Origin of the sequence: Acaryochloris thomasi RCC1774, assembly GCF_003231495.1 — a bacterium.
In the GTDB taxonomy this organism is placed as follows: domain Bacteria; phylum Cyanobacteriota; class Cyanobacteriia; order Thermosynechococcales; family Thermosynechococcaceae; genus RCC1774.
Window position 1 is genome coordinate 1 of record NZ_PQWO01000022.1, and the last position, 17,745, is coordinate 17,745.

General features: G+C 48.1%; 21 protein-coding genes and 2 pseudogenes. 7 read left to right on the forward strand and 16 right to left on the reverse strand.

Translation table 11 applies throughout. The annotated features are described in order from the left end of the window. Positions 1-521: 521 nt before the first annotated feature. The 6 genes and pseudogenes from C1752_RS22885 to C1752_RS22915 all read right to left on the reverse strand — a co-directional run. Positions 522-875, reverse strand: a pseudogene (locus C1752_RS22885) (TRCF domain-containing protein); the annotation flags it as partial. Positions 876-923: 48 nt separating this feature from the next. After that, positions 924-1,526: a Uma2 family endonuclease gene (locus C1752_RS22890; RefSeq protein ID WP_110988378.1), complete on the reverse strand. Its 603-nt coding sequence runs from the start codon at positions 1,524-1,526 to the stop codon at positions 924-926. A gap of 65 nt (positions 1,527-1,591) precedes the next feature. Next, complete coding sequence (gene mfd, locus C1752_RS22900) at positions 1,592-5,059, reverse strand: transcription-repair coupling factor (RefSeq protein WP_199464493.1); 3,468 nt, start codon at positions 5,057-5,059, stop codon at positions 1,592-1,594. 87 nt (positions 5,060-5,146) lie between these two features. Further along, positions 5,147-5,332, reverse strand: a complete 186-nt coding sequence (locus C1752_RS22905) for a hypothetical protein (RefSeq protein WP_110988380.1) — start codon at positions 5,330-5,332, stop codon at positions 5,147-5,149. Beyond that, positions 5,332-5,673, reverse strand: coding sequence for a type II toxin-antitoxin system RelE/ParE family toxin (locus C1752_RS22910; RefSeq protein WP_110988381.1), 342 nt, complete (start codon positions 5,671-5,673; stop codon positions 5,332-5,334). The genes C1752_RS22905 and C1752_RS22910 overlap by 1 nt, the downstream gene beginning before the upstream one ends. Further along, the gene (locus tag C1752_RS22915; RefSeq protein WP_110988382.1) at positions 5,670-5,924 is read right to left on the reverse strand and encodes a hypothetical protein; all 255 of its coding nucleotides are present in this window, start codon (positions 5,922-5,924) and stop codon (positions 5,670-5,672) included. The genes C1752_RS22910 and C1752_RS22915 overlap by 4 nt, the downstream gene beginning before the upstream one ends. A gap of 295 nt (positions 5,925-6,219) precedes the next feature. Here C1752_RS22915 and C1752_RS22920 point away from each other — a divergent pair, with 295 nt between their 5' ends. The 3 genes from C1752_RS22920 to C1752_RS22930 are packed head-to-tail and all read left to right on the forward strand — an operon-like array spanning position 6,220 to position 8,374. Further along, positions 6,220-7,314 (forward strand): hypothetical protein, encoded by a 1,095-nt coding sequence (locus tag C1752_RS22920; RefSeq protein ID WP_110988383.1) that lies wholly within the window; start codon positions 6,220-6,222, stop codon positions 7,312-7,314. Beyond that, on the forward strand, positions 7,301-7,714 hold the full coding sequence (locus C1752_RS22925) for a hypothetical protein (protein WP_110988384.1): 414 nt from the start codon (positions 7,301-7,303) through the stop codon (positions 7,712-7,714). Before C1752_RS22920 ends, C1752_RS22925 begins: the two co-directional genes overlap by 14 nt. Next, on the forward strand, positions 7,715-8,374 hold the full coding sequence (locus tag C1752_RS22930; protein WP_146242410.1) for a hypothetical protein: 660 nt from the start codon (positions 7,715-7,717) through the stop codon (positions 8,372-8,374). It abuts the gene before it with no gap. 149 nt (positions 8,375-8,523) lie between these two features. On the opposite strand, the gene C1752_RS22935 is transcribed toward C1752_RS22930, so the two are convergent. The 5 genes and pseudogenes from C1752_RS22935 to C1752_RS22955 all read right to left on the reverse strand — a co-directional run bounded on the left by C1752_RS22935 (position 8,524) and on the right by C1752_RS22955 (position 10,512). After that, a complete protein-coding gene (locus tag C1752_RS22935) occupies positions 8,524-8,856 on the reverse strand; it encodes a helix-turn-helix domain-containing protein (protein ID WP_110988386.1) in 333 nt (110 codons plus the stop codon). Further along, entirely contained in the window at positions 8,831-9,106 is a 276-nt protein-coding gene (locus C1752_RS22940; RefSeq protein ID WP_199464494.1) for a type II toxin-antitoxin system RelE/ParE family toxin, read from the reverse strand. The genes C1752_RS22935 and C1752_RS22940 overlap by 26 nt, the downstream gene beginning before the upstream one ends. Positions 9,107-9,422: 316 nt before the next feature. Further along, entirely contained in the window at positions 9,423-9,728 is a 306-nt protein-coding gene (locus C1752_RS22945) for a HigA family addiction module antitoxin (RefSeq protein WP_110988387.1), read from the reverse strand. Further along, positions 9,728-9,805 (reverse strand): annotated as a pseudogene (locus tag C1752_RS30365) (type II toxin-antitoxin system RelE/ParE family toxin); the annotation flags it as partial. The pseudogene C1752_RS30365 and the gene C1752_RS22945, both read right to left, overlap by 1 nt. Beyond that, complete coding sequence (locus C1752_RS22955; protein WP_110988388.1) at positions 9,784-10,512, reverse strand: helix-turn-helix transcriptional regulator; 729 nt, start codon at positions 10,510-10,512, stop codon at positions 9,784-9,786. The pseudogene C1752_RS30365 and the gene C1752_RS22955, both read right to left, overlap by 22 nt. Before the next feature lie 122 nt (positions 10,513-10,634). Between C1752_RS22955 and C1752_RS22960 the strand changes: the two genes are divergently transcribed. Continuing rightward, positions 10,635-11,306, forward strand: coding sequence for a DJ-1/PfpI family protein (locus C1752_RS22960; protein WP_110988389.1), 672 nt, complete (start codon positions 10,635-10,637; stop codon positions 11,304-11,306). A gap of 1 nt (position 11,307) precedes the next feature. After that, positions 11,308-11,736: a DUF6220 domain-containing protein gene (locus C1752_RS22965; RefSeq protein WP_110988390.1), complete on the forward strand. Its 429-nt coding sequence runs from the start codon at positions 11,308-11,310 to the stop codon at positions 11,734-11,736. A 21-nt stretch (positions 11,737-11,757) separates the two neighbouring features. Here the strand turns inward: C1752_RS22965 and C1752_RS22970 are convergent, their stop codons facing one another. Then, positions 11,758-12,459 carry a class I SAM-dependent methyltransferase gene (locus C1752_RS22970; RefSeq protein WP_110988391.1) on the reverse strand — a complete coding sequence of 234 codons (702 nt, stop codon included), beginning with the start codon at positions 12,457-12,459 and terminating at the stop codon, positions 11,758-11,760. Between the two features lie 155 nt (positions 12,460-12,614). Here C1752_RS22970 and C1752_RS22975 point away from each other — a divergent pair, with 155 nt between their 5' ends. After that, positions 12,615-13,532, forward strand: coding sequence for a LysR family transcriptional regulator (locus C1752_RS22975; RefSeq protein WP_110988392.1), 918 nt, complete (start codon positions 12,615-12,617; stop codon positions 13,530-13,532). A 177-nt stretch (positions 13,533-13,709) separates the two neighbouring features. Here the strand turns inward: C1752_RS22975 and yghU are convergent, their stop codons facing one another. Further along, on the reverse strand, positions 13,710-14,591 hold the full coding sequence (gene yghU, locus C1752_RS22980; RefSeq protein ID WP_110988393.1) for a glutathione-dependent disulfide-bond oxidoreductase: 882 nt from the start codon (positions 14,589-14,591) through the stop codon (positions 13,710-13,712). Between the two features lie 55 nt (positions 14,592-14,646). Next, positions 14,647-15,726 (reverse strand): L-dopachrome tautomerase-related protein, encoded by a 1,080-nt coding sequence (locus C1752_RS22985; protein WP_110988432.1) that lies wholly within the window; start codon positions 15,724-15,726, stop codon positions 14,647-14,649. 45 nt (positions 15,727-15,771) lie between these two features. Here C1752_RS22985 and C1752_RS28575 point away from each other — a divergent pair, with 45 nt between their 5' ends. Then, positions 15,772-15,915, forward strand: coding sequence for a hypothetical protein (locus C1752_RS28575; protein ID WP_158535166.1), 144 nt, complete (start codon positions 15,772-15,774; stop codon positions 15,913-15,915). Here C1752_RS28575 and C1752_RS22990 read toward each other — a convergent pair. Continuing rightward, entirely contained in the window at positions 15,901-17,334 is a 1,434-nt protein-coding gene (locus C1752_RS22990) for a sodium:solute symporter family protein (RefSeq protein ID WP_233501840.1), read from the reverse strand. The two genes, C1752_RS28575 and C1752_RS22990, sit on opposite strands and share 15 nt — an antisense overlap. Beyond that, the gene (locus C1752_RS22995; RefSeq protein WP_146242411.1) at positions 17,334-17,567 is read right to left on the reverse strand and encodes a hypothetical protein; all 234 of its coding nucleotides are present in this window, start codon (positions 17,565-17,567) and stop codon (positions 17,334-17,336) included. Before C1752_RS22995 ends, C1752_RS22990 begins: the two co-directional genes overlap by 1 nt. Between the last annotated feature and the right edge of the window lie 178 nt (positions 17,568-17,745).

Consider the following 17,745-nt stretch of genomic DNA (forward strand, 5'->3'; position numbering starts at 1 on the left):
TGGATGACGACGAGTCAACACTCGCATAAGCATAGGAGAACATACATCCCCTTATCGATAGAATATCCTTACCCGTTTAGGACTACCCAAAATATTAGTATCTTAAGATATATTTTTGTCTAATATTTATAAAAGTGTGTATTAAAGTTTTGAGGAAGTTCTAGATAGGCTTTGGAGTAAGTCCGAAATGCTTGAAATAAGACTATTCTCTGTGAGAGTTAATATTCCATAGATATTGACTTTATGCCTTCTAAGTGTTGAGATGTGTAATGAATGTTTTCTACTCTTTGTAAATAGTGTCTTTCTCTTGTTTAAGTTTTTTTCAAATATAAGTTGTGTCTCATGAGTTTTTTGACCCAATAATTTGAGTATTTAAATATGATGTTGAGGGCTTATTCTTGATGACTAAAGCTATTTTCTCACTACTTGCCTAGTCTACTGAATATATCTGGTACAATCGGCCAGATTATGCACAATCACAAACACGGATTGGCTTTATAGCCAAAATTGCGGTCGATCTATCATTTCTGTAGTCTGGCAAGTACTGAAGGTTCTGAATAAGCAACCGCTTCAGGCAAAGCTTCCTGCATCTTGCTAAGCCAGTCAATCAGATTTTCAAGCTGTTGGTCTGCTTTCAACATACCCAAACCCCGCACCGTCACTTTCCCAGGGGTGTAGACGAAACGAGTCTGAAGATGAGTGGGGAGTTTTTCTTGCAGTAGCTTCCAGCCCGGTTCTTCCATTGGGGTTTCTAAGATGACGTGCTGCTTACCTTCCGGTTTAATGCGAGAAAAACCCAGAGATTTTGCAACTTGCTTCAGTTCCACGATGCGGATGAGTTATTGAGCAGACATGGGAATGGGACCGTAGCGATTGTCCTCTATTCATCAACGTAGCCTAACTCCCCTGTCGCGCCAAAGAATTTAGAAGGGTTTTTGAAACAGGTCAGTAACGGGCAAAGTAAAGCCAGTGATGATATCCTCACCATCTAAGAAATCACTCAGCTTGAGTAAGCGATCAGGTTCTTGGGCCGCACGATAGACCAACACATGATGCTGGTTGGGATTAATCACCCAAACGAGTCGAGAACCATTTTCAAAGAATTCGACCAACTTATTATCAATTTCTTCAACGGTGTTATTGGGCGAGAGAATTTCGATGGCAAGATCAGGCGCTCCATCTAAAAAGCCGGTCGGCAGCTCCTCTAGTTCCTGTAAGCGCTCTTTGACGAAGAAAGAAATATCAGGCGATCGCTTGTTACCATTTTTCATTATGAAGGCAGTGCTGGAATCAAATAAAGCCCCTAATTTCTGATCCCTGACGACCGAGAATAACGCGGAGCTTAAAATGATAGCAATATAGCCATGCCTCGCGCCTGAATTCCCCATATCAATTACTTCTCCGTCCACAAGTTCATAGCGGTGTCCATCTCGGCTCAGGGCCATGAACTCTTCATCGGTCCAGATTTTTTTCTCTGGAGCTTCAATCGATGAGTTCTCTGTCGATGATTGCGTCAGAGTAGACATAGGTCAAACCTGCTCTAAGTTTGCAGTGACATATTGATACCTTAATACCATGATAGTCTCTGTTGCTATGCTGGAACCGCCTCAGGTAAAGCTCCCTGCATTTTACTAAGCCAGTCAATCAGATTCTCAAGCTGCTGGTCAGCCTTCAACATACCCAAACCGCGTACCGTAACCTTCCCAGGGGTGTAGACGAAACGAGTTTGAAGATGAGTGGGTAACTTCTCTTGCAATAGCTTCCAGCCCGGTTCTTCCATCGGGGTTTCTAGTATGACGTGCTGCTTGCCTTCCGGTTTGATGCGAGAAAAGCCCAGAGACTTAGCAACTTGCTTCAGCTCCACGATACGGATGAGCTGCTGAGCAGAGCTGGGAATGGCACCATATCTATCTGTCCAATCCACCGCAAGCTGGGTGAGTTCTTTTTTATCTTTGGCAGCAGCAACCGCCCGATAAGCGCTCATCTTCTGGTCGAGATCTTGAATATAGTCCGCTGGGATAAAGGCCGTCAGCGATAGATCCACCTGTGTTTCGTCCACCGTCGGGATTTCTTGACCGCGAATCTCGTTGATGGATTCCTCTAGCATCTCCATGTATAAATCAAAGCCGATCGCATCCATCTGACCCGATTGTTCTGCACCGAGAAGATTGCCGACGCCGCGAATTTCCATATCTCGCATGGCAAGTTGATAGCCGGAACCGAGCTGGGTGAATTCCTGGAGGGCGCGGAGGCGTTGACGGGCAGTGGCGGAGAGAGTACTTTGTTTAGGGTAAAACAGCCATGCATGGGCCTGAATTCCGGCGCGACCGACGCGACCGCGAAGCTGATAGAGCTGGGAGAGGCCAAACTTTTGCGAGTCTTCGATCAAGATGGTGTTGACGCGGGGGATATCTAAACCCGATTCGATAATGGTGGTGCAGACTAAAATCTCGGCGTCGCCATTGCTGAAGGTAAGCATGGTGGCTTCGAGTTCGCCCTCTTGCATTTGACCATGTGCGATCGCAAGTCTCGCATTCGGCGCAAGCTCCCTCAACTTAGCGGCGACCTCTTCAATCCCCTCAACCCGAGGAACCACGTAAAATATTTGACCCCCACGATCGAGTTCCTGACGAATAGCACTGCCAATCACCTCAGTCCGATAGGGCGATAGATGCGTTTTAATCGGACGCCGAGAAGGTGGCGGAGTCGTAATCAAACTCATTTCCCGGACACCGGAGAGCGACATATAGAGCGTTCGCGGTATGGGCGTAGCGCTAAGGGTCAGCACATCCACCTCAGTTTTGAGAGACTTAATTTTTTCCTTTTGGTTGACGCCGAACCGCTGCTCTTCATCGATCACAAGCATCCCTAGATCTTTATAAGTGACGCTTTTACCGAGAAGCTGATGAGTGCCGACAACAATATCGAGTTCGCCGGTCTGGAGTCTTCTTTGGATATCCTTTCGTTCTTCGGCGGTGCGGAATCGGTTGAGGAGGCCAATCTGGATCGGGTAGGGGGCAAACCGTTCCTTGATGGTGTGGTAGTGCTGCTGGGTGAGAATTGTTGTCGGCGCAAGAAAGGCCACCTGTTTGTGGGCCGTCACGGCTTTAAAGATGGCTCGTATAGCGACCTCTGTTTTGCCGAAGCCAACATCGCCGCAAACAAGGCGATCCATCGGGCGATCGCTTTCCATGTCGCGCTTCACGTCTTGAGCGGCCTTGAGCTGATCGGGGGTGGGTTGATAGGGAAACGAATCCTCCATTTCAGCCTGCCAGGGCTGATCGACCGGGAAGACATGGCCGTTTTGTTGGGCGCGCTGTGCGTAGAGCTTGAGCAGGTCCACCGCCAGCTTTTTGATCGACTTACGAACCTTGGTCTTAGTCTTCTCCCAAGCCTTGCCGGACATCTTGTGCAGCTTGGGTGGGTTCTCTTTGCTAGTCCGCAGTCGGGAGAGCGAATCAACCATGTCGGCAGCGACTCGCAACAGGCCGTCTTCATACTGAATGACCAGATAGTCGCGAGTCTCGAAATTGATGGTGAGGCTTTCTAATTTTTGGAACTTGCCGATACCGTGGGTGCGGTGAACGACGTAATCCCCCGGCTCTAGCTTATTGGGGTCTACCTGCTTCGATGCCGCCCGCCGTCGCTTGCGGATGTAGGTGGGGGTGGCGAGGGTGTGCTGGCCGAAGAATTCTCGATCCGTGACCAACACCATCCGAAAGGTCGGCAGGATAAAGCCTTCGAGTTCTGCGAGGCCGGAGTATTTGACGGCTACGGGAGTGCGCTGATCCTGGAGTTTGTCGATGGCGGGATAGTCGCGAGGGTTGGGGACAAACTGGGCAGGGCAGTCATGTTCTTGCAGCAGCGCTACGGAGCGGGACGGTTGTGCCGAGACAAGCCAGATATTGAACTTGCGATCGCGTTCTCCCCTGATCGTCTCTGCCAACTTTCCAAACTGATGCGGAATAGCAGGTACAGGCCGACTGGATACATTTAAGCCTTGACCGTCTTCCGCAATTTCAGAGAGATGAAGTCGATCAAATAACTCAAGCTGCTCTCGCACCTGATCAAACTCTAGATGCAGCTTCGGCAAAGGATGCTTGGGTTGATTAATGCCTTGCCACTGCTCTTCGGCATGTTCAACCCAGCGATCGCAATGGGGCTGGCACTGATCGGGTTCATCAATGGCGATCAGCGTGTTGTCGGGCAGGTAGTCTAAAAGTGAAGCGGGGTTATCAAAGGCAATGCCGAGAAACCGCCGACTGCCTTCGAGTTCAACAGTTTCAAGCTGCTCCTGTTCTGCTTCCGTCAGATAGTGCTTAGCGTGGGCTAGCTTGTCATCAGTGAGAGCGGCCAGCGTCATTGGGCGGAAGCTGGTGGGGGTGAGACTCAGAGCTTTGATATTGTCGAGCGATCGCTGATTGGCCGGATCAAACTCGCGCATTTTCTCTAGCTCGTCACCGAACCATTCCAGACGCACGGGTAGTTCTGAAGCAACCGGAAAAATATCGACAATATCGCCGCGACGGCTCCACTGCCCTTCGATTTCTACGAGGGAAACACGCTCATAGCCGAGGTTCGCAAGCTGGGTGCTGAGGTCGCCTAAATTGATTTCCGTTCCGACTTCCAGAGCAAGGCATTGCGGGGAGAAAACACTGGCGGGGGGCAGGTGGGGCTGAAGGGCGCGTTCGGTGGCGACAATAGCGATATTGGAGCCTTCGAGCTTGGCAAGCTCGGCTAAGGCCTGGAGCTGTCCCCAGATCATTTCTGATTCGGAGTCGAAGGGTTCGTAGGGGGATGATTCTGAGGTGGGATAAAAGTGAAGAGTGGCCCAGCCCATTGCTTCGAGTTGGGTAGCCCAGCGTCCGGCTTCTTCTAGCGTGGCGGTGACAATGAGTAGAGGCTGTTGGCGATGTTGGGCGATCGCAGAAGCTAGTAGTCCTTTCGGCAAACGGGGGAGGCCATTGAGGTCTAGGACTTGATTGCGATCAAGTTTGGTGAGGAGTTCTTGGGTGAGTTGCGATCGCCCCAGGGCGCGTACGATTGCCGAAAATGCCATGAATTAATAGTTGAGCCTTTTGTCTGTAGGTGAGGAAGCGGTTTATGCTCCTCACTTATTGTAGAGAACAAGGCTTTGAAGGTTATGTCATTTTTGAACCCAGCTTGTCATATCGATGGGGGCGTCTGTTTCATAATCTGAAGGAGAACCAAACTCAGCTTCTATGTCTGCCTGCTCTCTGTCACTCACGTATGGTACGAGAAAGTGTTGGTCTTCTCGCAATGCCCCTTTGAGGCTAGCTTTCTGTGGATCTTTGGAGTCTTGTATTTCCATCAATCTTCTTCTCCTGATTCAGGCTGCGTACCAGTTACCTGTTGAGATGCGTGGCGGATGTGAAGAATGCGAACAGCAGGCGTACTTTCGAGAACTGTGAAGATTACCCGATAGGAATTTCGACCTCGACCATAGAGCAATTGCCGAATCTCTTGACTGAAGTATTCGTTTTCTCGCGCTAACGGACATCGGTTAGGCATTGTTGATAGAGATTCGATAGCCTTGAGTAAGCCTGTATACCAACGTTTTGCGTTATCAGAGGAAGTGAACTTAGAAATCTGGAGAAAAGCGTTATCGGCTTCGGCCTCTGCGATGCTGGAAAGTTCAATCTCGTAGTTCATGCATCTGTAGGCAAGTCATACTTGCGGCGTTGTTCTTCCGCAAAGTCTTGGAAGGGACGAGAGTGACCTGCCGTAAAGTCATTCAATCCCTGCTGGATGCCTGCAATCGCTTCCTCTATATCTTGTTGTTCCCATTCGAGAAGCTGCGTTAGCAATTCTGTTGCAAGCATGTTGATATCTTGCCCTTGATCTGCTGCCTTGGCCTGGAGCTGAGCCTCAATTTCTGGTCTGAGAGAAATGGTAAGCACCATAAGGACACACTATAGAATTGAAAGAATTAACGGTACAGCCTCATTCTAACAAGCTATAAAAACTTGATACGGCATTAGCAGGATAAGCATTCCTTTCGATCTCAGCATTGCTCAAAGAATATAACCGTAGATTCAAGAGAGCAAGCTTCCAAGCATTGATAGTGCAGTGGCAAAGGTATCTTTTAAGTGGTGGCTCTCACGCCAAGATTGATTTGGTATATTATCTAGGGCTTCACAAAAGCAAGCCCTAGAAATTTGACAGAAGCCATTTATACGAACGCGCCAAGATTGATTCATGAAAATTGAAGATGTATTGAGTCAGTTTCGCGGCAGAGTCTCATGGCCGACAATGCGGGCCATTCTCAAAAAAATTGACTTACAAACATCTCAAGGCTGGGACCAGACAATTGCGAAGCTAAAAGAATATCAAAAATCCAATAGAGATGAAGCCTTGATTGCAGTTGACAATTTAAAGCGCATCTATCTCAATTACTTGCTAGCTGGAGAAAAAGCAGTAAAGCTATTTACTGTAGAAGAAAGTAAACTTAATAGATTGATGGTATTTCTACAGAAACATTCGGTTAAAGAGAACGTGTTTCAGGAGACGTATCCATTCCCGCTTTCAGAGGAAAAACTCAAAAATCTGAATTCATCCCCCAAGCTGCTTGAAGTTAGAGAGATAGATGGAGATTTAGGTCTTGTCTTCTGTACAAAACGCTTTTTTACAGAACGTTCGACAATCAACTCTAAAGACTACAGTATAGAGGTAGAAAAAGCTTTAGATGATTTTGATGAAATCGTTGGAATCAGGCGGTACACTAGACAGTTTTTTGATATTGTTTTCCTGAGAAAAGAAAGTAATATGGCTGAAATAAGAATTGATATTGGTGGGGGGATGCTAGAGGAAGATCGCAGAAGATCTTTCCTAGAGATCGGAAAAAGCTTCAACAAATTAGCTCATGACTACATAGGAGTTGCAGACTTTCTGAAAACACCTTTAAACTTCTTCCCATTAATTGAAACTTTATATAATTCAGATGAGGGGAAAGTAGGTGAGATAGCTTTCACAACGGATGAAGGATCGACAAAGTTTGAGAGGATGAGGCGTGGTGCAAAGGATTTAAGACTAGAGACATATCACAAAGCTGGGAGAGCCGAGCTAGAAAAGTTTGACCAGAAAATAAATTTATACAAGATTGCTATTTTGTGGAAATTTTCGATTTCTGATGATATTGAAACAGAACCAGAACTTTTTCTTCCTGGAAACTCTTTCTTCCTTAATCAAGAGTACCCAGTACTTGAAGAAGCTATAATAAAGAAGTGTAGTGAGCTGGAAGATTATAATTTTGTCTTTAACAAAATAAAGCATTACTTAGATGGCTGTGGTTAGCAAGCAATTGCTTATTAGTAAAATTTTTCGAGATTGGGGTGACTCACCTCAGTCAGAAATCTGTATTTCTATTCTGGAATATCTAATCAAAAACAGAAATAATGTATTGAGTCATATAACTTTTGGGAGTTTAAAGAATATTGCAAAAAATGATTTTTGCGCTGCAGAAATTTTAGAGGCAACTCAGTATCTGTGTGGAGAGCGAGTCAAGCTGCTGGAACAGAAATTTGAACTTATTCAAGATGGGGAAAATTTTGATTTATCTAATGATGAAGTAATGACTGCAAGAAAATCTGGAATCCTTATTCATCCTGAGACTGGCGAAGAAATTCATGATTTTGAAGATCAGGTTTTTATCTATTTCGTACCTAGTTTTCTGTCCAGCCGAGTAACAGTTTAGATGTCGTCTGAAGAACAGCTAAGCTTAAAAAAATTTGATTCTTTGGTATCTCAGAATCCAAGCTTAATGAGAATGCTGGAAAGGATATCAGTGTCTACCTATGAAGATTTTGTAGATTTACTTTATGATGATTTGGATTGGATAGTTCAACAAATCCAAAGAAATCCAGAGCTGCGGCAGGATGATGGTGAAGATCGTTTAACGATAGAAATTGTTCTGCTTCTAAATACTCAAGGATATAAGGCTTCCCACGATACTAAGGTGGGTGGGCATGTCGATCTGCTAGTTGAGAAAGATCGATTTATGTGGATTGGAGAAGCAAAGGTGCATAGTGGGTATGACTATTTATGGGAAGGTTTTCTTCAGCTAGCTACAAGATATTCAATCGGTAGCTCTAACCAAAGTCATGGTGGGATGCTGATCTATATCAGGCGTAGTAATACTCGAAACGTAATGGAAAAGTGGAGACAAACTCTATCTCAGAAAAGCCTAGAAGACTTCTCCTCAGAAGATTGTACAAGGAATTCGCTAGCCTTTTTCTCATCACATAAGCATGAAAGATCTGGCCTGCCTCTTCGAGTGAGGCACATGCCAGTGATGCTCTATTTTGAGCCTAAAGACAAAAGTGCCAGAAAAAGACAAAAGAACGCTTCAGCTTGAAGATAGCTCTGTCGTTCATCTCGCTAGTCAGTCCACGCTATCTGAGCAACAAAATCGAGTTTTTGAAGGTGCGATCGCACTTTGCACCTTAAGCACCACCACCTTGATAAGGCTATTGAGCGATCAAGGTGGTGGTACGAGTGAGCGTTCTAACCAAAAGCAACCTGATGGTAAGGCTCACCCTGTTGATGAGGACTAATCTCAATCGTGATCTTGTGATCCAAGCACTTCAAAAAGTCTACAAGTTTATCCATCGAGAAGCGGCTGAAATGACCATTCATCAGATGAGAGACCTCAGCCTGCTTAATACCTAGCAAGTCAGCAATTTCACGCTGCTTCAGATTCCGGGCCTTGAGAATTTGCACAACATGAAATCCAAGCATCCCTCGGGCCTGCAGCTCTTCGGCATCCTCAAAGCCAAGATCTGCAAACACATTGCCGCTGCTTTCTTCAAATTCAATCTTTGCTTTGCCCTTGCTCATACCTTGCTAGCTCCACGGCTTCCTTATAGCGCTGTTTGATCAAAGCAACATCTTTGGGAGGCGTTGCAATACCTTGCTTTGACTTCTTCTGAAAAGCATGAAGAATATAAATCTCCTTGCCAATCTGTACGGCCTGCACACAACGATAGGCTTCCTTGTTGTGCTTCAGTGCAATCTCGATGACACCACTCCCTACACCCTTGAAAGGCTTGGCATCTTTGGGTATTTCCCCAAACAAGCTGTAGCTCATCACCGATTAGCTTCTGTACCGCTCTAGGGAACCTAAGAATGTTTTTCGTGGAGCTTCCCATCCAAACAATAGGTTTCAGCGTGGGTGGTTTGCGGATATGAATGTCCTCGTATAGCGAAATACTTAAATAGTAAATTTCCTATAAATATCATTATAGAATCATTGGGTGTGCGTCAACAGGGTGCGATCGCACTTTGGCCCCAGGCACCACCACCTTGATTGGGCACAGAGGCCGTAGGTTTCTAGATAAATCTCTTAGAGAAATTTGTCTGTATAGGGTGGGTTGTGCATCAACATCAGCGATAGTCCTCTCTTTCTACCCAGCGATCGCAAGTTGATCAAAATCAATCGCCTCGATCTCCTCGTGAGTGTCAGCCTGCGAAGCTAGCCACAGATCACGATTCTTCTGCATTCCTAGCCAGGTTTCTGCACTCAGACCCACAGCTTTCTCTAATCGAAGGGCCATATCAGCAGATACTGCCGTTTGCTGCGAGACCACACGGGCAACGGTCGAATGAGAAACCCCTAGGCGCTTCGCAAAATCACGAGCGCTCAGGCCATAAGGCTCCATGTAGAACTCTTGCAGGATTTCTCCTGGATGAGCTGGGTCATGCATTCTCATTAGTGATAGTTCTCATAATCCAAAATGTAGACATCGCCGTCAATAAATTCAAACGTTAATCGCCAGTTACCACTGACCCAAAATGAGCTGACGAGTCGACCTGCCGTTGATCTGTCGCAAGTTGTACAACCATTTCTGTTCGCGAAGAAACGTCGAGCTTACGGAACATCCTTTTGAGTGCCTTTTTAACAGTATTTTCAGTAATCCAAAGTTCAGCGCCCACCTCCGCATTCGTTCGGCCCGACGCAACTAAATCTGCGATCTGTAGCTCACGAGAAGTAAGGTGATTGCGCTTCAAAGACAGACCATTTTGCTTAGCTGTCCGTTTGCTCGTTGTCCAAACAGATAAATGTAAACAAACAGCGCTCACGTCCGCTAGGTCTTGTGCATCAAAAGCAGGCATCGACTTTTCTCGGGTACAGCCCACCACGCCGACCAGTTGCCCCTCGCTGACAATCGGGCCTGCCATCACATGCCAGTGATCGGGGCGAGGACAAATCAGCCGCCAAGCCTTGGGTGAAGTGACGAGTGCCTCATGGGCCGGGGCATGGCGCTCTACTAAGTAGCGAGCGATAGGATTGCGTTCAACCGATAGCGCAACGTCTGCAATCTTTTTGAGGTTTTTGTTGCTGCTGCTAGCTGAGAGGATTTGATCAAAGAAGAATATTCCCGAGCGCTGGGCTGCAAAGTACTCGGCCAGTTTGGGAACGAGTTGCGATCGCAACTCGTACTCGTGCTCAACATGATTAATCGCCTGAAATAGGCTTTGTAATGTGCTGTTCATAATTCTAGAGAGTAGCTACCCTCAAAAAAAAGGTACCCGATCGAGGTCTAGTCGTCATCGGATGTTCTCTCTATCGTAGACGGTATAGATTTCCACCGAAACGATTGACTGGAGAAATTGGAATGAATGATTCACAAAAGCACATCATCGGTTTAGTCTTTTATCCGGGGATGACAGCCCTCGACGTGATTGGCCCGCAAACCGTATTCACTGGGTTGCCGGGAGTCCAGGTTCATCGCATCTGGAAAACGTTGGACCCTATCTCGACAGATGATGGGATGGTGATTGTGCCAGACACGACCTTTGCAGATTGTCCGGCTTTGGATGTTGTTTGTATCGGAGGCGGACGTGGGCAGGGCGCAGTGACAGACGATCCAGAATTGCTCAATTTTCTTCAACAACAGGGACGGACTGCCAAGTTCGTTACCTCTGTGTGCGGCGGGTCTGAGTTTTTGGCGAAGGCAGGACTGCTGCAAGGCTATCGCGCAGCAACACACTGGGCAGCACGGGAACAGCTTGCAGGCTTAGGCATTGACGTTGGAACTGAGCGCGTCGTCATTGATCGCAATCGCATGACAGGGGGCGGCGTCACAGCAGGCATTGATTTTGGTCTGGTGGTCGCATCAAAACTATGTGGAGAGGAAGCAGCCAAAATTGCTCAACTCATGATGGAGTATGATCCGGCCCCTCCCTTCGACGCGGGTTCTCCAGAGAAAGCAGGTACAGAGCTGGTTGAGAAAGCAATGGCACAAGTAGCTGGCGTTTTCAATCCCCCCATCAAGCAGGGAGTATGAAATGACCATCAATCTAGACGTTGAACGCGATAATACTTACGCCAAAAATTGGGTAAATATCGGCTTTTATGCGGTTTCGATTCTCTTTAACGTCTGCCTGATGGCTCAGGTATTAACGGTCGGCGTTGCCTACTTCTCCGATCCTGCTTGGTGGACTGTTCATAAGTGGCTCGTGCGGGGCTACGGCGGATTGTCATTGGTCTTACTGGGAGGAGCGTTCATGACGCCATCTTCAGCCAGGATTCGATCGCTTGCCGCCAGCCTACCCGTGCTGATGGGATTCCAGTTTTTCAGTCTCCATGTCAAGACTCCGCTGCATTTAGAGATCTTCCATCCTCTGATTGGATTTGCGTTGTTCTATGTTTCCTCAAGTCTTGTACACAATGTATCGCGTCGCTTATTTCCGACTGGCAATCCAAGCGTGCATTAGCGATGAAACAATCGCTTTCACTCAGATTGCTCGTTGAGCATACCAAGCATAAATATGGAGAGCTTGAAAAAATAAAATCGGCGTGTTGAAGCCATTGGACATCATGGTTGACTCAATTTCTGGGAGCGGTCGGAGCGCGACCTCTTGGCGGTAAAGCGTAGGAAGCTGTTCAATTTGTTCGATAGGCATCCCAGAAAACTTCAGCAGTCGGAGCCACGTTTCAAGTAGCTGATCGTACTGGACCGTAGACTGATCGGATGCAAGGGTAGCGTTAACGAAGTATCCACCTGGACGCAGCCGTGAGGCAATCTGACCAAAGAAACGACTAATGTCCTCTTGCAGCAGTAGAAAGTGGGAAACGAACAGGCAAGTTGCCGCATCGAATAAATCCATTGGGGGTAAAGAATCAAGATAGCCTTCGTGAAACGTGATGCGGGAGGCGATGTCGCTTTCTTCAGCTTTTTGCCTGCAAATCTCTAACATGGGGGCCGCAGGTTCTACTGCTGTAAACTGCCACTGCGGAAAGGCTTGAGCAAGAGAGAGCAGCTCTAACCCTGTCCCTGCACCCACACAGAGAATTCTGGCATCAGCAGGCAGCCCAGCAAGTACGGCGTGCATGAGAAAGTGCAGTGTTTCGTGAATAGGGGCGAATTTAGCATTCCCCTGATCGTAGGAAGCAGCGCGTTCTTGATCGAAAACAATCGATGTCTTTTGATTTTGCATGATGAAATCTACTGTTGAAGCCCAAAAAGTGTGGTGTAGCTCGGATCGATAGTTGAGGTACTAATCCAAGCGATAGTCTTAAACTAACCCAACTTCAAGCTCAGATTAATTCTAATATTGATATAGTATTGATACCAAAAATGCATTAATACAGCATGGAAATACAGGATTTTCGCTGCTTTGTTGTTCTGTCTGAAGAGCTAAACTTTCGGCGGGCAGCAGAGAAGCTAAATATGTCACAGCCTCCTTTAACGCGCTTGGTGAAGCGGCTTGAGCAGGACGTCGGCGTTGCGTTGTTCAATCGTACGACTCGCACGGTTGAGCTGACTGAGGCAGGCCAATATTTTTTGCAGGAAGCCAGAGCGTTCCTACTCCATGCAGATGAAACCGCCCGACGGATTCGCCATGCAACAGCAAACGCTTCAAATCATTTGAAAATTGGCTATGTTCCTATCGCGCTGCACACCGTGATGTCGCCCTTTCTAAACCGTTGTCGAAGTCAGTTTCCACAGGTCGAATTAGATTTGCGCGAGCGATCAACCGATAGGATTATCGATCAGCTCCATAGTGCAGAGATAGATATTGGGTTTCTCTACATGCCAGCGTATTCCACCTTGCTTGAGTTCAAACGTGTTTACCGAGAGCCGATGGCATTAGTTGTACCTGCTGATCATGCGATGGCAGATCGGTCTTCAGCAAGCTTAAGAGAATTCGCGAATGATATCTTCGTTCTGCATCCTCGTGATGAAAATCCGGCGATGCATGACGAGATTTTACGCTGTTGCACGATAGCAGGATTTTCGCCCCGAACGCTCAAGCAAGCTCATGACCAAACCTGTATGGCTTTATTGTTAGCAGGACAGGGCATTCATTTTGTAGCTTCGGGCCTAGACTGCCTTGGCTCTAAAGGGCTACATCGGATTGCGATTAGTGACACAGCACCTGCGCTAGAACTTGCGATCGCATGGCGAAAAGAAGATCCCTCTGCTGTCGTAAAGTCACTGGTCAGCAACCTCTCAACAGTATGTTCGCAGCTTAGAAGGCTGTCGTCGGAGGGACAATCGCTTCATTAACATCGATATCAGTTGGGTTTAGCGGGGTGAGCCGCTGAGATCTAGAACTTGACTATGCTCAAGCTTAGTGAGGAGTTATTTAGTGAGTTGCGATCGCATCAGGGCACACAGGAAAGAAGAGTCGCTCTAACAGAGGTTTCAAGCATTCTTTAATAAGGGGATTCTTGATAACTTCGGCTATAAATCCGATGCAGCCTTTACCTTATCCTGTGTGCGAGTTTCAAAGTCTTCGGCATCATGGCGCTCATGTAACTGTTCTTCCAAAGCGCCCCAGGTGCGGTTGACCATGCGCCCCCGCTTCACGGCTGGGCGTTCTGCTATTTCTTCGGCCCAACGAACCACATGGGTGTAAGACGAGGCATCAAGAAATTCCGCTGCGCTGTACAGGACATTGCGAACAACGCCGCCATACCAAGGCCAGATTGCAATATCGGCAATCGTGTATTGATCACCCGCCATAAATTGATGCGTTTCTAAATGCCGATTCATCACGTCAAGCTGGCGTTTCGTCTCCATTGTGAAACGGTCGATGCAATATTCAATTTTGGTCGGTGCATAGCTGTAGAAGTGACCAAACCCGCCGCCCAAATAGGGGGCTGAACCCATTTGCCAGAACAACCACGACAAACATTCCGTCCGGGTTTGATGATCTGTGGGGATGAGCTGACCAAATTTTTCAGCTAAGTAGAGCAGGATGGAACCCGATTCAAACACACGCGTCGGTGTAGGGGTTGATTGATCCAACAGTGCCGGGATTTTTGAATTGGGATTGACCTCAACGAAACCGCTGCCGAACTGATCGCCGTCGCCAATTTTAATTAGATAGGCGTCGTATTCGGCCCCCGTCTCACCCAACGCCAATAGCTCTTCCAGCATGATCGTGACTTTTTGACCGTTGGGGGTTGCCATCGAATAGAGCTGCAGGGGATGTTTTCCCACCGGTAAGTCTTTGTCATGGGTTGGCCCCGCAATGGGGCGATTGATGCTGGCCCACGCTCCACCATTTTCAGCGTTCCACTGCCAAACTTTGGGCGGTGTGTAGTTGTCTTGACTGCTCATCATCAGGCTCCTTGGTGGGGCAATTAAAAATTGGGATGGTTCTTAAAAGATATCGCTATCGACCGGCTTCGGCTGTTGCCAAGGGCTTAAATCGCATAATCTTAAACTCGCCTTTATTCGCGGCTTCACCTCCATTCAGAACTGGGGAGCGATGGAGTTCGTTGACGGTGAAGTAGATATCGCCATCGGCACCCACGGCAAACCCATCGGGCCAGGAAAGTGTGTCGTCTTGATGGAGAATGCGATAGTTGCCATCGACTCCGGTTACGCCAATCGCATCTTCTGTAATGGAGGTTATATAGACATTACCTGCGGTATCAACCGTTGAGCCATCGGAGATGGTTTTGTCACCATACCGTTCAACCTTTTGCGCCAGCGCTGTTTGGCTAAGGCGGGTATCGCGTAAATCTTTGGCCTGGATACGGTAGAGACTGGTGGATGACATGGGGCCAAAATAGACCCACTCATTATTGGCATCAATAGTGATCGGATTCACGCCGATACGAGCAGGCGCATCGCCAAAAATGACGGTTTCGCCATCAATGACCATATCGATGTCTTCTGGGGTCGTAGATTCTGAACCATCGAGGACGCGACGGGCTCGGCCTGTTTCGATATCCACAACGATGATAGCTCCGGCGCTGTCGGCAATATAAATGGCGTTGTGATCGCGATCGACGGCTAGGTCATTGAGAAAGCTGTCAGGGGTCGTGACGGGGGCAGCGAGATACATAATTTTGTGCAGTTGCTCTTTCCGAGTGTCCCAGGCGATGAGTCGTCCCGCTTGGCTTTTGGCCTGTCCATCAAGCATCCAGAGAATGCCGTTGCGATCGACCTGCAGACCCAGTACGTCGTTCAAACCTGGCCCGTCTCCGGTGGGTGCGCCGGACCAGGCTGGCGTTGGATAGGGTTGGGTGGAACCATCTTTCATTACTTCTAGTACATGATGGGTGGGTTCACCGTAGAAGCCATGCACGCTGATAAAGATGCGCCCGTTAGATGCGATCGCAAGATTTCCAGGTGGAGTATCTGCATCAAAAGCAACAACCGTTTCGAGCTGTGCAGAAGCAGAGAATGCGGTACTGAAGACCATTGCAGCAGCAACCAGCGTAGTACGGCCAGCACTCTTGAGCATTGCTGAAATTCCGTGGGGTCGTTTGCAGCGCATGAAATTAACCATATGAAGATCGTTGTGGATTGCTGTGCCCTCAACACGTTAGGGCATCATGCGTTTGATTCTAATCCAGCCATTCTCTTTGGAGAAACCTTTGATGCGATCGCAACTTTCAAAATCACTTTCGATGTCATGTCACAGAGCAGATGAACGACTCAACATTATTTGCGACCCGATCACGATAATTAGGGTCGACAAGGCCACTACTGGAACTACGGGTAAAAAGCCAAACGCCAACGCCTCTGGAATCCACTGCAGTTGAAAGCCAATCACAAGGGCCTCACCCACGCAGATCGACAGAATGCAGCTCAGGGCAGAGGCTCTCGGGAAGTACAGTGCCGCAATCACGGTGGGGAACAGTACCGCTAGACCTGTGAATGCTTGGGTTGCGATCGCAGCTATTGTATCCGGCGGGTTAAAAGCAATCGCCAACCCAATGATGGCTAAGATCACGATCAAGATCCGCCCCACAAAGGTTTGCTCCTGTAGCGAAGCATTCGGGCGCAGAGACGACACATAGATGTCGCGGGTGATCATCGAGCTGAGGGCCAGCAGTTGCGAATCTAGCGTGGACATAAAAGCTGCGATCGCACCCACCATCACCAGCGCCGCCAGCCAATCTGGCGTATATTCTGCCAGCATCATCGGAAAGATCTGATCGGCAGCTTTTCCCGTCAGTTCTGGGAAAGGAATGTGGCCCCACATACCAATGGAGACGGGGCATATAAACAGTGTCACCGTCACCAGCGGATACAAAATTGCAGAGGTCTGCAGCGCCTTAGGCGTCTTCGGTGTATAAAACCGCATAAAAATCTGCGGAAACATCGGCACGCTCAAAAACCACAGACACATAAAGCTAAACCATTTGCGGGGCGTGAAGAACTGATCAACGCCCTGACGCGAGAGGAGTTCAGGCTTCAAGTCGTATGCAGCCTGATTTGCAGCCGCAAAACCGCCCAGATGATGGGCAATCGTCCCCAAAGCAACAAACATGAGGACAAACATCAAACAGCCCTGCAGTACATCAGTGAAAGCTACGCTTCTCATGCCGCCGACAAACACGTAGGCAACAATGACCGCCGTTAAACCCGTTGCGCCCACGAAGTAAGGGATCTGTCCATTCGTAACGCTCTCTAGTAGATAGCCCGCGCCGATGGGCTGCAGCGTCAGATAGGGCAAAGTGAAGATCACCATCACCGCCAAAAACACCCGCTTCAAGACCGGACTGCGGAAGCGCTCGCCGATCAGTTCTGCCGGTGTGATAAATCCGTGGGTTTGCCCCAGATGCCAAACCTTATCACCAATTAAGAAGAATGCGATCGCAACCAGCGCCGTCCCAAACGCCATCATCGGGTAGAAGCTAAGCCCCACCCGATAGCCTTCGCCCGAAAACCCCAAAAAGGTAAAAGCGCTGAAGTTGGTGGCAATCAGAGTCATAAACAGAACCCAAGGGCTCACATTTCGGCCCGCCAAGAAGTAATCATCCGGCGTATCTTGTCGTTGACGATAGCCCACTAGACCCGTCAAAAGAGTGACCAACAGATAGACACCCAAGATCAAATAAGGCATCATCTTGCCCCTCCCTTAGGGCTGGGTACCTTCCAAAACGTGCGAGAGAATATCAGCAGCATGAGGGATAGCAGCACCTGCAGCCCCCCAAAATAAAAGACCCAGACTGGGAGATGTAGCACCCAAAAAGATCCACTCTGATGCCACCACCAGACGTCAAGGGATAGCAAAAACAGAACGGTAAAACCAAAGAACCAAACAGATGGCATCTCTAGAACTCTGTTCCGACTCATTGCACACCTCAATCGTGGATTGATTAGCACTCTATCTCCTTTCCAGGCGGCACTGAGCGATCGATTCATTACCCGCAAAATTTTAAGCTCGACCTTCCCTCAGAGCGAGTTTAGTTGTGCAGCGCATTTCTACAAAATTCGGAGCCGGAAATTCTTGAAATCGTCGAGTCAGCATTCA